This window comes from Sodalis sp. RH14, from assembly GCF_047324285.1.
In the GTDB taxonomy this organism is placed as follows: Bacteria; Pseudomonadota; Gammaproteobacteria; order Enterobacterales; family Enterobacteriaceae; genus Acerihabitans.
Map to the genome: position 1 here is coordinate 32,419 of NZ_CP178739.1, position 14,494 is coordinate 46,912.

The window sequence follows — 14,494 nt, forward strand, 5'->3', positions numbered from 1 at the left end:
GTCAGCCTCCGGCAATGGCCTGGAAAAGTAAGATATCGTCGCCCTCGTTTACCGGCTGTTGGGCCCACCGGCTACGGGGAATAATGGTTTGATTGACCGCCAGCGCGCTGCCCTCGGGCGGGTGGCCGAGCAGCTCCAGCATGTCCAGCAGCGAGGGCGTGCCTGAAAGCGCGACGGGGGTATCGTTAAGGGTAATGTTCATAGCGCCTCTTCCCGCTGAACCGCCGCGGCGCACACCGGACAGCCGGCCGCGCGGGACAGGCGCAGGGTGCGCCAGTTCATCGACTTGCCGTCGAACAGCCGCAGCTGGCCGTCCAGCGTAGACGGCATGCCGCACAGGATTTTGATCGTCTCCAGGGCCTGCATGGCGCCCATGATGCCGACCAACGGCCCGAGCACGCCCGCGGTGCGGCAATTACGCCGCGGCTCGACGGCGTCGGGAAACAGGCAGGCATAACAGCCGTGCCGGTAGGGCGGCCGCAGCACCAGCAACTGACCGCTGAACCCCACCGCGCTGGCGCTGACCAGGGTTTTCCCCCGGCGGATACAGGCGGCATTGATGTCGTGACGGGTCTGCATATTATCACTGCAGTCCAGTACCATATCGGCCAGCGCCACCGCCTGATCGAGGTCATCCCCGGCCAGGCGCCGGCTCAGCGCGACATAATGGCCCAGGGGATTAAGCGCCTGCAGCTGCCGTAGCGCCGCCGCCGCCTTGGGCCGGGCGATATCCCCGGTGCGATAAAGGATTTGGCGCTGGAGATTGCTCACGTCCAGTTTATCGTCGTCGGCCAGCAGCAGCGTGCCGACCCCGGCGGCGGCAAGATAGAGCGCCGCCGGCGAACCCAGGCCGCCCAGTCCGGCGATCAGCACGGTTGCTGCGCTCAGATGCTCCTGGCCTCCGGGGCCTATCTCCTCCAGCAGCAATTGGCGGCTGTAGCGCAAAAAAGCCTGGTCGCTAAGCATTGCGCACCTCCCGGCCTTCGATTTTCCGCAATAACGTGGCGGTCGCCTGCCGCCAGTCGGCGGCCTTGGTGATGGCGCTGACCACCGCGATGCTGCCGACGCCGCAGCGCAGCACGTCGTCCACCCGATCGATACCAATACCGCCGATGGCCACGGTGGAGATGCCGGGCATGCCGGCCACCAGGCGTTTCAGCTCCGCCAGGCCCTGCGGCTGTGACGGCATGGCTTTGGTCTGGGTAGGGAAGATATGGCCGAGCGCGATATAGGATGGCTGTAGCGCCAAAGCGCGGGCCAGTTCGCTATCGTCGTGGGTGGAAAGACCGAGTCGCAATCCGGCGCGCTGGATGACGGCCAAATCCGCCGTAGCCAAATCCTCTTGTCCCAGGTGCACGCCATAGGCGCCGTGTTTAACCGCCAGCCGCCAATAATCGTTGATGAAAATCCGGGCGCGGTATTTCCGTCCCAGCAAAATCGCGGCCTCGATATCCGGTTCGACCCGGTCTTCCGGCTGGTCCTTGATGCGCAACTGCAGCGTGGCGACGCCGGCGTCCAGCAGCCGGACCAGCCATGCCAGCGAATCCACTACCGGATAGAGCCCGAGCCTGGGCTCGGTCGCCGCAAAGGGCGCGTCGGGCGCGATCATTTCGCCACCCCCGTATCCTCAGGCGCAAGATAGATTTCCCCGCCGCTGGCGCGAAACGCCGACGACATCTCCGCCATGCCGCTTTCCCGTACCTCAATCGCCTGGGCGGCGGCATAATCCCTGACCTCCTGGGAGATTTTCATCGAGCAGAATTTCGGACCGCACATGGAGCAAAAATGGGCTACTTTGCCGGATTCCTGCGGCAGCGTTTCATCGTGATAGGCGCGGGCGGTGGCCGGATCCAGGGCCAGATTAAACTGGTCCTCCCAACGGAATTCAAAGCGTGCCTTGGACATGGCGTTATCGCGTATTTGCGCCCCGGGATGGCCTTTGGCCAGATCGGCGGCGTGAGCGGCGATTTTATAGGTAATAAGCCCCTGCTTAACATCTTCTTTGTTCGGCAGGCCCAGATGCTCTTTCGGCGTGACGTAGCACAACATCGCACAGCCGAACCAGCCGATCAGCGCGGCGCCGATGCCGGAGGTAAAATGGTCGTAACCCGGCGCGATATCGGTGGTCAGCGGCCCCAGGGTATAAAACGGCGCTTCGTGGCAATGCTCCAGCTGTTCGGTCATGTTGCGCCGGATCATCTGCATGGGAACATGGCCAGGGCCTTCGATCATCACCTGCACGTCGTACTCCCAGGCAACTTTGGTCAATTCGCCCAGGGTATAGAGTTCGGCAAACTGCGCTTCGTCGTTGGCATCCTGGATGGAGCCGGGACGCAGGCCGTCCCCGAGGGATAATGAGACGTCGTAGTCGGCGCAAATCTGGCAAATATCGCGAAAATGCTCGTACAGGAAGCTTTCCTGGTGATGCGACAGGCACCATTTGGCCATAATGGATCCGCCGCGCGACACGATGCCGGTCAACCGTTTGGCGGTCATCGGCACGTAACGCAACAGCACGCCGGCATGGATGGTAAAATAGTCCACGCCCTGTTCCGCCTGCTCGAGCAAGGTGTCGCGAAAGCATTCCCAGGTCAGGTTTTCCGCCACGCCGTTGACTTTTTCCAGCGCCTGGTAGATGGGCACCGTGCCGATGGGCACCGGACTGTTGCGCAGGATCCACTCGCGGGTTTCATGGATATAGCGGCCGGTGGACAGGTCCATCACCGTATCCGCTCCCCAACGGGTCGCCCAGACCAGCTTCTCGACCTCTTCCTCAATGGATGAACTGACGGCCGAGTTGCCGATATTGGCGTTGACCTTGACCAGGAAATTGCGGCCGATAATCATCGGCTCCGACTCCGGATGGTTGATATTGGCGGGGATAATGGCACGACCGTCGGCCACTTCCCGGCGCACGAACTCCGGGGTAATATCCGGCGGCAAATGCGCGCCGAAGCTCTGGCCGGGATGCTGTTGCAGCAATACGTCGCCGCGGATGCGTTCGCGGCCCATATTTTCCCGCAGGGCGATAAACTCCATTTCCGGCGTAATGACGCCGGCGCGGGCATAATGCAATTGCGTGACGCGCCGGCCGGGTTTGGCGCGCCGCGGCGTATGGCTGGGGGCGAAACGAACCTCATCCAGGCCCTCGTCGGCCCGGCGTTCGCCGGTATAACGCGAGCTTAGGCTGTTCAACGCCTCGCTGTCCCCGCGCTGTTCAATCCAGCCCGAACGCAGGCGGTGAAGGCCGGCGCGCACGTCTATCTCTGTCGCCGGATCGCCATAGGGTCCGGCGGTGTCGTATACCGGCACCGGCTCGTTTTCTTCGTAGCGCGGCGTTTTGCCGTTGCCGCCGATAAGCGTGGGGCTAAGCGCGATCTCCCGCATCGGCACCCGGATGTCGGCGCTGTTGCCTTGGAGATAAATACGCCGGGAGTTGGGGAAGGCTTCGCCTTTCAGACGATGGATGAATTCCTGCGCCTGGGCGCGCTGCTCACGGCGGGAAGGGGTGGTTTTGGATAACGACATAGCAATTCCTCACAATAAACGGGAAAATTGCTTGTCAGGAGCGCTACGGGAGTAATGAGGCCGGGCTTTGAATTTAGCAAAATAGACTATAAATCAAAGCGTTGCTTTACTCTTGTTCCCTTCGCAGGTATTAACCCGATCAGGTTCCGCGGATCCCGAATTAACGGTCTCAGCCTGGCGTAATGTACGCGCTAGGCACTCCGACAAGATATAGCGGCCCGTGAAGGACCGGTTACGACTTACTGCTTACCGCAAAATTACGCCAGACGCGATACGTCCGGATTATTGGCGGCCGGCACCGAGGCCAGGTAGTCCGCTTTATATTCCAGCGCCTGCTGGATCAGTTTGTCCTCCAGGGCAAAACGCGTGGCCAGGGCCTCGCCCACGCCGGAAAGCGCCTGTTGGAACTCCATACAGTTATCATGATCGATGGCCGTTTCCAATTGGCTATCATAAAATGCCATGATTTGTTTGGTATTTTCCTGCAACGCCGGATACAACTGGGTACTGATGATTCTTTTGCTGCTGCTGGTATCGTCCGCGTCCTGAACGATACGATCGTAGATATGGAAATGGCCGGCGGAAAGGTAGTCCACCAGTTTATGGCAAAAGTCGTCCAGCGCGTTTTCGTCCAGGGGAGTATGCTTTTCTTTATTGGGCTTAAGACCGATGAGATGGTAATACGCAATGAGCAACTTCCTGCGGGCCAGTATCCACTGATCGATCAGTTCGTTACTGCCGCCAACGCGTTGAGCCAGAATGTCCAGCTGGTTTAGCATGATTGACTCCGATGTAATAAAGTAACGCTGCGTTACTCATCAATTAAAGCTAATTTCTAGCTTGCCAGTGAATAAGAGGTAGTGCAACTAAAATGGAACAAGAACTCAACGGTAGCGAAAATGGCTGGTGGATCGTCAGCCAGGACAGCAAATTGTGGTTACCCAAGGGGGAACTGCCATTTGGAACGGCATCGGCCTGGTCACTTCAAGGATTGACAGCGACGCTTATCGGCGAATGGGAGGGGTCGCCCGCCTGGCTGGTACGCCACGCCATGCCCCGGGATATGGGCTCGGTGCGCCAGATCATCGATAGCGACCCAGGCTTGTTCCAACTGGCGGGCCGGGGCGTGCAACTGGCGGAGTTTTATCGTTCCCATCGCTATTGCGGCTACTGCGGCCATGAGATGCGCGTCAGTAACCGGGAATGGGCCTGCCTGTGCGATCATTGCCATGAACGGTATTATCCGCAAATCGCGCCCTGTATTATCGTGGCGATCCGCCGCGGCGACGATATCCTGCTGGCCCAGCATACCCGCCATCGCGGCGGCATTTACACGGTGCTGGCCGGTTTTGCCGAGGTGGGGGAAACCCTGGAGCAGACCGTGGCCCGCGAGGTCATGGAGGAGACGCGGATTAAGGTGAAAAACGTCCGTTATGTCACCTCGCAGCCCTGGCCTTTCCCGCATTCGCTGATGATGGCGTTTATGGCGGAGTACGCCGGCGGCGAAATCACCCCCGATCATAATGAAATCCTTGATGCCGGCTGGTACCGTTATGACGCGCTGCCCCTGCTGCCGCCGCCCGGCACCGTGGCCAGGCGCTTAATTGAGGACACGGTCGCGCTCTGCCGCGCCGATCGGGAAAATGACGGCCCGCATGCTACACTCCATTCATAACTGCAAGGGAATCCTGTATGCATGAACTGAAGAACGACCGCTATCTGCGCGCCCTGCTGCGCCAGCCTGTTGATGTCACGCCCGTATGGATGATGCGCCAGGCCGGGCGTTATCTGCCGGAATATAAAGCCACCCGCGCCGAGGCCGGTGATTTTATGTCACTGTGCAGGAATGCCGAACTGGCCTGTGAAGTGACCTTGCAGCCGTTGCGTCGTTTTCCGCTTGATGCCGCGATCCTGTTTTCGGATATCCTGACGGTTCCCGACGCCATGGGACTGGAATTGTATTTTGAACAGGGGGAGGGGCCGTGCTTTGCCCGTCCGATTACCTGTAAAGCCGACGTGGAGCAGTTGCCGATACCGGATCCGGAGGTGGAGCTGGGGTATGTGATGGACGCCGTACGCACCATCCGGCGCAACCTGCGCGGAGAAGTGCCGTTGATTGGCTTCTCCGGCAGTCCCTGGACCCTGGCCACCTATATGATTGAAGGCGGCACCAGCAAAGTCTTCACTAAAATCAAACAAATGATGTACGCCGAGCCGCAGACGCTGCATTTATTGCTCGATAAGCTGGCGGCGAGCGTAACGCTGTACCTGAACGCCCAGATTCGCGCCGGGGCGCAGTCGGTGATGATCTTTGATACCTGGGGCGGCGTGCTGACCGGCAGCGGCTATCTTGAGTTTTCCCTTGATTACATGCAAAAAATCATCGACGGCCTGCAGCGGGAGCATGAAGGCCGCCGGGTGCCGGTAACGCTGTTTACCAAAGGCGGAGGCCAATGGCTTGAAGCCATGGCGCAAACCGGTTGCGATGCGCTGGGCCTGGACTGGAGCACCGATATTCAGGCGGCGCGCCGTCGCGTGGGCGATAAGGTCGCGCTGCAGGGCAATATGGATCCTTCGGTGTTGTACGCGCCGCCGGCGCGTATTGAACAGGAAGTGGAGTCCATTCTGGCCGGTTTCGGCCGGGGTGAGGGGCATGTCTGCAATCTGGGGCACGGTATCCATCAGGACGTGCCGCCGGCACATGCGGGCATTTTTGTTGAGGCGGTGCATCGCCTGTCGCGCCCCTATCATCTGTAAAGACTGGTGAAAAAGGTGGAAAAAACATGGATATAACAGCATTGCGCGCCGAGCAGGTCGCCACCGCCAGTAGGGTCATACGCCATGACGATTTCGCTTTTTCCACGCCCGCGATAATCGCCGGCGCCGATGTGGGGTTCGAACAGGGGGGCGACGTTACCCGCGCGGCTATCGCGCTGCTGCGTTTTCCGTCGCTGGAGCTTCTCGAATACCGCATTGCCCGTGTAACGACCACCATGCCTTATATTCCGGGTTTTTTGTCGTTTCGCGAGTATCCCGCCCTGCTGGCCGCCTGGGAACAGCTGAATCAGCGGCCGGATTTGCTGTTCGTCGATGGCCATGGTATTTCCCACCCGCGCCGTCTGGGCGTCGCCAGCCATTTTGGTCTGTTGGTCGACCAGCCGACTATCGGCGTGGCTAAGCGCCGGCTGTGCGGCCGGTTTGAGCCCTTGAGCGATGAGGCGGGCGCCAGGGCGCCGCTGATGGATAAAGGCGAACAGCTTGCCTGGGTATGGCGCAGCAAGATCCGCTGCAATCCTTTATTCATCTCCACCGGCCATCGCGTCGGTATGGACACTGCCCTGTATTGGGTACAACAATGCATGCGCGGCTACCGCTTGCCGGAGCCTACCCGCTGGGCGGATGCGGTGGCCTCTAATCGCACCGCGTTTAAACAGTGGGAGCAGGGGCGCGGCGAACCGGACTTTTTCGACCTGGAATAGGGTAACCGGCTAATTTCAGGTACACTGCGACGCAGATTAAGAGTAATGGAATAGCGCGATGTTACGTAACCCGATACATTTACGTCTGGAAAAGCAGGAAGCCTGGCAGCACGTCATTTTTATGGCGTCGCTGTGTGAACGGATGTACCCCAATTATCAACTGTTCTGCGTGCAGACCGGCTTTGGCGACCCTGCCGTCTACCGGCGTATTCTCGACCTGGTTTGGGAGACACAGGTTGTTAAAGATGCTAAGGTCAATTTTGATTTACAATTGGAAAAGCTGGAAGAATGCATTCCCGCAGCGGATGATTACGATTTTTACGGCGTTTATCCGGCGATTGATGCCTGTGTGGCCCTGAGTGAATTATTGCACTCGCGGCTGAGCGGTGAAACGCTGGAGCATGCCGTCACCGTCAGCGAAACCTCTATCCGCACCGTGGCCATGCTGGAAATGACCCATGCGGAGCGGGAAATGACGGAAGAGGAGCTGAATGCCCTGCCCTCGATTGAAGAGGAATGGGACATTCAGTGGGAAATTTTTCGCCTGTTAGCTGATTGTGAAAACCGCGACGTAGAATTGATCAAAGGGCTGCGCGCAGACCTGCGCGAAGCCGGAATTAGCAATATTGGAATAATTTTACAGCAATAAGGCAATAAAACGTGATTTAAGACCTGTTTTGCCATGTCTTAATACTTCACATCTGCACCCCGTCTGGTCTACATTTGGGGGGGCATAAAAAAAGTGGCTATCGGTGCGTGTTTGCAGGAGAGTGCCGTATTCCGGCTTATCCGTCGTACTCGATGCTTAGCAAGCGATAAACACACTGTAAGGATAACATATGAACAAGACTCAACTGATTGATGTAATTGCTGATAAGGCCGATCTTTCGAAGGCGCAGGCGAAGTCGGCTCTGGAATCCACTTTGGCAGCAATTACCGAGTCTCTTAAAGAGGGTGATGCAGTACAATTGGTTGGTTTCGGTACTTTCAAAATTAATCATCGCAACGAACGCACTGGCCGTAATCCTCAGACCGGTAAAGAAATCAAAATCGCCGCGGCCAATGTTCCGGCATTTGTTTCTGGCAAGGCTCTGAAAGACGCTGTTAAGTAACCACCGTGTGTTGGTGAAAAGATTAAGCATAGGGGCAACCGTGCCCCTTTTGTTTTTGCGCCGGTGCGGTTGGCTCGGGCTGCTGGCCTGTCTCCTCACGGCATGCGGTTCGCATTCCAAGGCGCCGCCTGCGTTCACCGCCAGCGGTTATGTCGCCGATCGGGGCGCCATGCGCTTATGGCGTAAAGACGACGCGGCACAGCAAACGGTCAATATCGTCAGCGTCTACAGCCCCTATCAGGGCGAAAATACCATCATTACCCGCTATCAATTCCTCCATGACGACGTGCGCCAGATTAACCGGACGCAAAACGGCGCACATCCGCAAACCGTGCAAATCCGCTTTGACGATCAGGGTAATCCCAGCTATATGCAGCGTCAGCGCGATGGGCTGCGTGAAAAACTCAGTGATGACGAACTGGCGTTGTATCAGTTTGAAGCCAGGCGACTGCTGGATGTCAGCAGCACGCTACGTGCCGGACAGGTAAAGCTGATGCAGGGGATATGGCGCGACGGCGTGATAGCCACCTGCGACGGCAAGACGGCGCGGCCTGATTTTGACCAGCGCTCGGCCTCGTGGATTGCGGCGCGCGCCCAACATTCCACCGGGCAACTGGGCATCGCCTGGCTGGAGGCACCGGAAGGGACGCAGCTGTTACTGGTCGCCAATGAAGACTTCTGCCACTGGCAACCTAAAAAAAGCGAGTTGTAGTCACCCGCCTGCAAGCCGACATCGACAGGGCGCCGCGCATTGCCCAACGTCATGAATGCGCGACACCAGATGATGACAGGATTATTGCTCGCGTTGGATCGCGCGATAGCCGATATCCGACCGGCAGAAACTGTCCTGCCAGCGAATAGACTTCGCCGCGTGATAGGCCCTGGCCTGAGCATCCGCCACCGTTTCGCCCAGCGCGGTAACGCACAAAACCCGCCCTCCCTGCGTCAGTACCTTACCGTCCGCCAGACAGGTGCCGGCATGAAAGACTTTTTCGCCTGCTGTCTCAGCCGTCGGCAGGCCGCTGATTTCGTCCCCGGTGCGGTAATCCCCCGGATAGCCGCCGGCGGCCAGGACCACACCCAGGGCCGGTCGTTCATCCCATAACGAGCTTTCCCGATCCAGATGCCCTTCGGTGGCCGCCAGGCACAGCGCCACCAGATCGGAACGCATGCGCAGCATGATGGGCTGGGTTTCCGGATCGCCGAAGCGGCAGTTAAATTCAATCACCTTTGGCTGGCCATCGGCGTTGATCATCAGTCCGGCATATAAAAAGCCGGTATAGATATTCCCTTCCGACGCCATGCCGCGCACCGTCGGCCAGATAACCTGATCCATAACGCGCTGGTGGATTTCATCCGTAACCACCGGGGCGGGGGAATATGCCCCCATGCCACCCGTGTTGGGACCGGTATCGCCGTCGCCGACCCGTTTATGGTCCTGGCTGGTGGCCATCGGCACGACATGATCGCCGTCCACCATCACGATAAAGCTGGCTTCCTCGCCTTCCAGGAATTCCTCCACCACGATGCGGTGCCCGGCATCGCCGAAGGCGTTACCGGCCAGCATATCCTCAATGGCCGCTTCCGCTTGCGCAAGCGTCATAGCCACGATCACGCCTTTGCCGGCGGCCAGGCCGTCCGCTTTGATAACAATGGGCGCGCCTTTGCTGCGCACGTAGGCCAGCGCCTGGTCGATATCGGTAAAGTTACCGTATTCCGCGCTGGGGATATGGTGGCGGGCCAGGAAATCCTTGGTAAACGCCTTCGAGCCTTCCAACTGCGCCGCCGCTTTGGTCGGGCCGAATACCGGCAGGCCGGCTGAGCGGAACGCATCCACCACGCCCATCACCAGCGGCGCTTCGGGGCCGACGATGGTCAGGCCGATGGCGTGGCTTTGGGCGAAGGCGACCAGCGCCGGGATATCGGTCGGGCCGATGTCGACGTTTTCAAGCGCCGGTTCGAGGGCGGTGCCGGCATTGCCGGGCGCCACGTAGACTTTATCCGCCAGCGGCGATTGGGCGGCCTTCCAGGCCAGGGCATGCTCGCGGCCGCCGTTCCCGATAATTAAGATATTCATTGGTCGCTCCTGGGCTTAGTGGCGGAAATGACGCATATCGGTAAAGATCATGGCGATGCCATGTTCGTTGGCCGCGGCAATGACTTCGTCATCGCGAATGGAACCGCCGGGCTGGATCACGCAGCTGATGCCGACCGCCGCCGCCGCGTCAATTCCGTCGCGAAACGGGAAAAACGCATCGGAGGCCATGGCCGAGCCGCGCACGTCCAGCCCTTCGTCCGCCGCCTTGATGCCGGCGATTTTCGCCGAATAAACGCGGCTCATCTGGCCCGCCCCGATACCAATGGTCATGTTATCGCGGGCATAAACGATGGCGTTGGATTTAACGAATTTAGCCACCTTCCAGCAAAAAAGCGCGTCGCGCAGCTCGCTTGCGGTCGGCCGGCGTTCGGTGACGATGCGCAGATCCGCCTCGCCGACCATGCCTAAGTCGCGATCCTGTACCAACAGGCCGCCGTTAACCCGCTTGAAGTCCAGCGCCGGCACCCGGGACGACCAGACGCCGCTGGCCAGTACCCGGACATTTTGCTTGGCGGCAAGGATGGCCAGGGCGTCGTCGTTAACGGACGGCGCGATAATCACTTCCACGAACTGGCGGCTGATAATGGCTTGCGCGGCGGCGGCGTCAAGAGGGCGGTTAAAGGCGATAATGCCGCCAAACGCCGAGGTGGGATCGGTTTTATAGGCGCGCTCATATGCCTCGAGCAACGCGCCGCCGGTGGCCACGCCGCAAGGATTGGCATGCTTGACAATCACGCAGGCCGGCTCGGCGAATTCCTTTACGCACTCCAGGGCGGCGTCGGTATCGGCGATATTGTTATAGGATAGCGCCTTGCCCTGCAACTGCCGCGCGGTGGCGACCGAGGCTTCCCGCACCGGCTCTTCTATATAGAAGGCGGCCAGCTGATGGCTGTTTTCTCCGTAGCGCATATCCTGTTTTTTGATAAAGTTCAGGTTAAGGGTGCGTGGGAAACGGCCGGCGGGTACGGTGGTATCGCCGTGATAGGCCGGTACCTGGCTGCCGAAGTAGTTGGCGATCATGCTGTCGTAGGCGGCGGTATGCTCAAAGGCCTTGATGGCCAGATCAAAACGGGTCGCCAGCGTCAGCGAGCCGTTATGCGCATCCAGCTCGGCAATGATCCCGGCGTAATCGCCGCTGTTAACCACGATCGCCACGTCTTTATGATTCTTGGCGGCGGAGCGCACCATGGTAGGCCCGCCGATATCGATATTCTCCACCGCTTCCTCGCGGGTACAGCCTTCACGCGCCACTGTGCTGGCAAACGGATAAAGATTAACCACCACCATATCGATGGGGTCGATATGGTGCTGTTGCATAATCGCATCGTCCTGGCCGCGACGCCCCAGAATGCCGCCATGGACCTTGGGATGCAGGGTTTTCACCCGTCCATCCATCATTTCTGGAAAACCGGTGTAATCGGAAACCTCGGTCACCGGCAGCCCTGCCTCCGCCAGCAGCCGCGCGGTGCCGCCGGTGGAGAGCAGCGTGATGCCGCGTTGCGATAATGACTGAGCGAATTCTACGATACCGGCTTTGTCAGACACACTGAGCAAGGCGCGGCGAACAGGACGTGGTTGTTGCATGGTCAATTTATCCCTTGATTGGATAGCTTTAATAAAAAACTGGTATCAAGCGGCGGTTTTTTACTGAAAAAAGCCGCCGCTTGATAAAATACGCGAGCCGATAAAATTTGCGTGAATTGTAGCGAAAACGATTGCGCGATGCTCGGCAATTTTTGCCTGCGGCAATCATCTGTGGATAAGTTTGTGCAAAAGAGGGTATAAACCCCGGTATTGCTGTGGAATGCAGCAAACAGTTCGGATTGGGCAAATTAGCTGTTGCGGCTTCGGTTGAAATCCCTATAATGCGCCTCCATCGACCGGCACCGTGCAGCACATCGCAGGGTAGCGGAAACGAGTCAGAAGACAGGCCGAACGGGCTTGACACTGAAAGAGGAAAGCGTAACATACGCCACCTCGCGCCAGACTGATTACAGCGGCGCACTGCTCTTTAACAATTTATCAGACAATCTGTGTGGGCACTCACAAGACCGTATCGAAACACAAAAATACCAAGTCTTGAAGAGTGAACAAACAGTTAATTCATAAGATTAACAGTATGACAATCTTTGAGCATCAAGCTTTTAATTGAAGAGTTTGATCATGGCTCAGATTGAACGCTGGCGGCAGGCCTAACACATGCAAGTCGAGCGGCAGCGGAAAGTAGCTTGCTACTTTGCCGGCGAGCGGCGGACGGGTGAGTAATGTCTGGGGATCTGCCTGATGGTGGGGGATAACTACTGGAAACGGTAGCTAATACCGCATAACGTCGCAAGACCAAAGTGGGGGACCTTCGGGCCTCACGCCATCGGATGAACCCAGATGGGATTAGCTAGTAGGTGAGGTAATGGCTCACCTAGGCGACGATCCCTAGCTGGTCTGAGAGGATGACCAGCCACACTGGAACTGAGACACGGTCCAGACTCCTACGGGAGGCAGCAGTGGGGAATATTGCACAATGGGCGCAAGCCTGATGCAGCCATGCCGCGTGTGTGAAGAAGGCCTTCGGGTTGTAAAGCACTTTCAGCGGGGAGGAAGGCGATAAGGTTAATAACCTTGTTGATTGACGTTACCCGCAGAAGAAGCACCGGCTAACTCCGTGCCAGCAGCCGCGGTAATACGGAGGGTGCGAGCGTTAATCGGAATTACTGGGCGTAAAGCGTACGCAGGCGGTCTGTTAAGTCAGATGTGAAATCCCCGGGCTTAACCCGGGAACTGCATTTGAAACTGGCAGGCTAGAGTCTCGTAGAGGGGGGTAGAATTCCAGGTGTAGCGGTGAAATGCGTAGAGATCTGGAGGAATACCGGTGGCGAAGGCGGCCCCCTGGACGAAGACTGACGCTCAGGTACGAAAGCGTGGGGAGCAAACAGGATTAGATACCCTGGTAGTCCACGCTGTAAACGATGTCGATTTGAAGGTTGTGGCCTTGAGCCGTGGCTTTCGGAGCTAACGCGTTAAATCGACCGCCTGGGGAGTACGGCCGCAAGGTTAAAACTCAAATGAATTGACGGGGGCCCGCACAAGCGGTGGAGCATGTGGTTTAATTCGATGCAACGCGAAGAACCTTACCTACTCTTGACATCCAGAGAAGACTTCAGAGATGAGGTTGTGCCTTCGGGAACTCTGAGACAGGTGCTGCATGGCTGTCGTCAGCTCGTGTTGTGAAATGTTGGGTTAAGTCCCGCAACGAGCGCAACCCTTATCCTTTGTTGCCAGCGAGTAATGTCGGGAACTCAAAGGAGACTGCCGGTGACAAACCGGAGGAAGGTGGGGATGACGTCAAGTCATCATGGCCCTTACGAGTAGGGCTACACACGTGCTACAATGGCGCATACAAAGAGAAGCGAACTCGCGAGAGTAAGCGGACCTCACAAAGTGCGTCGTAGTCCGGATTGGAGTCTGCAACTCGACTCCATGAAGTCGGAATCGCTAGTAATCGTGGATCAGAATGCCACGGTGAATACGTTCCCGGGCCTTGTACACACCGCCCGTCACACCATGGGAGTGGGTTGCAAAAGAAGTAGGTAGCTTAACCTTCGGGAGGGCGCTTACCACTTTGTGATTCATGACTGGGGTGAAGTCGTAACAAGGTAACCGTAGGGGAACCTGCGGTTGGATCACCTCCTTACCGAAATAGATACTAGATTGTGTAGTGTCCACACAGATTGTCTGATAACTGTAATGAGCAAACAGCTCGTATGGTTTTTTGTCATGCCCTCTTCCTGAATGTTAAGGCAGGGTTGATAAAAAACGGTGGCATAAGAATTCGTTGCCTATTGACGACAACTTATCTCACAAACGCACTCCTGTCCCCTTCGTCTAGTGGCCTAGGACACTGCCCTTTCACGGCGGTAACAGGGGTTCGAACCCCCTAGGGGACGCCAAACTCTTTTTCATACGACCTGTTAACCAAACCAGACCCGCCTTTATTGTCTGATGATTTCAGAGCACATTGTTACGCAACCGCGTATCAGTATGCTGCGAAATACATGCTCTTTAACAATCCGGAACAAGCTGAAAATTTGAAAAAAACATGCTGAGCAAAATCAGTATGCGATTCTCTCAAAGCAAGCAAACCTAATAAGGTCGCCGTGTCGATGGCGCCCTTGTTGAGGGATGAGCGAGAAAGTCCCGGCCAAGGCGCACGGCGCGCAGCCAGCGGAGTGGACTGTATGTCCATGAGCATGGCGAGCACCGCGCAACACCGGCAGGGGCCT

15 protein-coding genes, 1 tRNA gene, 1 rRNA gene and 1 riboswitch are annotated in these 14,494 nt (G+C 57.8%); of the genes, 8 read left to right on the forward strand and 9 right to left on the reverse strand.

What is annotated here, in order from left to right:
* Window position 1: 1 nt before the first annotated feature.
* The 5 genes from thiS to rsd form a co-directional block, all read right to left on the reverse strand.
* Window positions 2-202 carry a sulfur carrier protein ThiS gene (gene thiS / locus ACL2XQ_RS00150; RefSeq protein ID WP_410012664.1) on the reverse strand — a complete coding sequence of 67 codons (201 nt, stop codon included), beginning with the start codon at window positions 200-202 and terminating at the stop codon, window positions 2-4.
* Window positions 199-966 carry a HesA/MoeB/ThiF family protein gene (locus ACL2XQ_RS00155; RefSeq protein WP_413721820.1) on the reverse strand — a complete coding sequence of 256 codons (768 nt, stop codon included), beginning with the start codon at window positions 964-966 and terminating at the stop codon, window positions 199-201. The genes thiS and ACL2XQ_RS00155 overlap by 4 nt, the downstream gene beginning before the upstream one ends.
* The gene (gene thiE / locus ACL2XQ_RS00160; protein WP_413721821.1) at window positions 959-1,609 is read right to left on the reverse strand and encodes a thiamine phosphate synthase; all 651 of its coding nucleotides are present in this window, start codon (window positions 1,607-1,609) and stop codon (window positions 959-961) included. Before thiE ends, ACL2XQ_RS00155 begins: the two co-directional genes overlap by 8 nt.
* On the reverse strand, window positions 1,606-3,528 hold the full coding sequence (thiC, locus tag ACL2XQ_RS00165; RefSeq protein WP_413739909.1) for a phosphomethylpyrimidine synthase ThiC: 1,923 nt from the start codon (window positions 3,526-3,528) through the stop codon (window positions 1,606-1,608). Before thiC ends, thiE begins: the two co-directional genes overlap by 4 nt.
* Window positions 3,529-3,627: 99 nt before the next feature.
* Window positions 3,628-3,741, reverse strand: a riboswitch (TPP riboswitch).
* Window positions 3,742-3,785: 44 nt separating this feature from the next.
* Complete coding sequence (rsd, locus tag ACL2XQ_RS00170; RefSeq protein ID WP_410012660.1) at window positions 3,786-4,307, reverse strand: sigma D regulator; 522 nt, start codon at window positions 4,305-4,307, stop codon at window positions 3,786-3,788.
* 92 nt (window positions 4,308-4,399) lie between these two features.
* On the opposite strand from rsd, the gene nudC reads away from it, so the two are divergent.
* The 6 genes from nudC (at window position 4,400) to ACL2XQ_RS00200 (ending at window position 8,831) form a co-directional block, all read left to right on the forward strand.
* Window positions 4,400-5,203, forward strand: a complete 804-nt coding sequence (gene nudC / locus ACL2XQ_RS00175) for an NAD(+) diphosphatase (RefSeq protein WP_410012659.1) — start codon at window positions 4,400-4,402, stop codon at window positions 5,201-5,203.
* A gap of 17 nt (window positions 5,204-5,220) precedes the next feature.
* Window positions 5,221-6,285, forward strand: a complete 1,065-nt coding sequence (gene hemE, locus ACL2XQ_RS00180) for a uroporphyrinogen decarboxylase (protein WP_413739910.1) — start codon at window positions 5,221-5,223, stop codon at window positions 6,283-6,285.
* A gap of 26 nt (window positions 6,286-6,311) precedes the next feature.
* Window positions 6,312-7,007, forward strand: coding sequence for a deoxyribonuclease V (nfi, locus tag ACL2XQ_RS00185; protein ID WP_410012657.1), 696 nt, complete (start codon window positions 6,312-6,314; stop codon window positions 7,005-7,007).
* A gap of 58 nt (window positions 7,008-7,065) precedes the next feature.
* Window positions 7,066-7,656 carry a YjaG family protein gene (locus tag ACL2XQ_RS00190; RefSeq protein WP_413727390.1) on the forward strand — a complete coding sequence of 197 codons (591 nt, stop codon included), beginning with the start codon at window positions 7,066-7,068 and terminating at the stop codon, window positions 7,654-7,656.
* Window positions 7,657-7,846: 190 nt separating this feature from the next.
* Entirely contained in the window at window positions 7,847-8,119 is a 273-nt protein-coding gene (hupA, locus tag ACL2XQ_RS00195; protein ID WP_162368642.1) for a nucleoid-associated protein HU-alpha, read from the forward strand.
* Between the two features lie 40 nt (window positions 8,120-8,159).
* Window positions 8,160-8,831, forward strand: a complete 672-nt coding sequence (locus tag ACL2XQ_RS00200; RefSeq protein ID WP_410012655.1) for a DUF1481 domain-containing protein — start codon at window positions 8,160-8,162, stop codon at window positions 8,829-8,831.
* Between the two features lie 81 nt (window positions 8,832-8,912).
* On the opposite strand, the gene purD is transcribed toward ACL2XQ_RS00200, so the two are convergent.
* From purD to ACL2XQ_RS00215, 3 genes are read right to left on the reverse strand one after another with little or no spacing between them, the layout of a single operon-like run.
* Window positions 8,913-10,196, reverse strand: a complete 1,284-nt coding sequence (gene purD, locus ACL2XQ_RS00205) for a phosphoribosylamine--glycine ligase (RefSeq protein ID WP_413731524.1) — start codon at window positions 10,194-10,196, stop codon at window positions 8,913-8,915.
* Between the two features lie 15 nt (window positions 10,197-10,211).
* Window positions 10,212-11,801 carry a bifunctional phosphoribosylaminoimidazolecarboxamide formyltransferase/IMP cyclohydrolase gene (gene purH, locus ACL2XQ_RS00210; RefSeq protein ID WP_410012653.1) on the reverse strand — a complete coding sequence of 530 codons (1,590 nt, stop codon included), beginning with the start codon at window positions 11,799-11,801 and terminating at the stop codon, window positions 10,212-10,214.
* A 28-nt stretch (window positions 11,802-11,829) separates the two neighbouring features.
* The gene (locus tag ACL2XQ_RS00215) at window positions 11,830-12,186 is read right to left on the reverse strand and encodes a hypothetical protein (RefSeq protein WP_410012652.1); all 357 of its coding nucleotides are present in this window, start codon (window positions 12,184-12,186) and stop codon (window positions 11,830-11,832) included.
* 176 nt (window positions 12,187-12,362) lie between these two features.
* Between ACL2XQ_RS00215 and ACL2XQ_RS00220 the strand changes: the two genes are divergently transcribed.
* Both ACL2XQ_RS00220 and ACL2XQ_RS00225 read left to right on the forward strand, forming a co-directional pair.
* Window positions 12,363-13,905, forward strand: a 16S ribosomal RNA gene (locus tag ACL2XQ_RS00220).
* Between the two features lie 180 nt (window positions 13,906-14,085).
* A tRNA-Glu gene (locus ACL2XQ_RS00225) sits at window positions 14,086-14,161 on the forward strand.
* An 86-nt stretch (window positions 14,162-14,247) separates the two neighbouring features.
* On the opposite strand, the gene ACL2XQ_RS00230 is transcribed toward ACL2XQ_RS00225, so the two are convergent.
* The gene (locus ACL2XQ_RS00230; RefSeq protein ID WP_413739911.1) at window positions 14,248-14,463 is read right to left on the reverse strand and encodes a hypothetical protein; all 216 of its coding nucleotides are present in this window, start codon (window positions 14,461-14,463) and stop codon (window positions 14,248-14,250) included.
* Window positions 14,464-14,494: the final 31 nt, after the last annotated feature.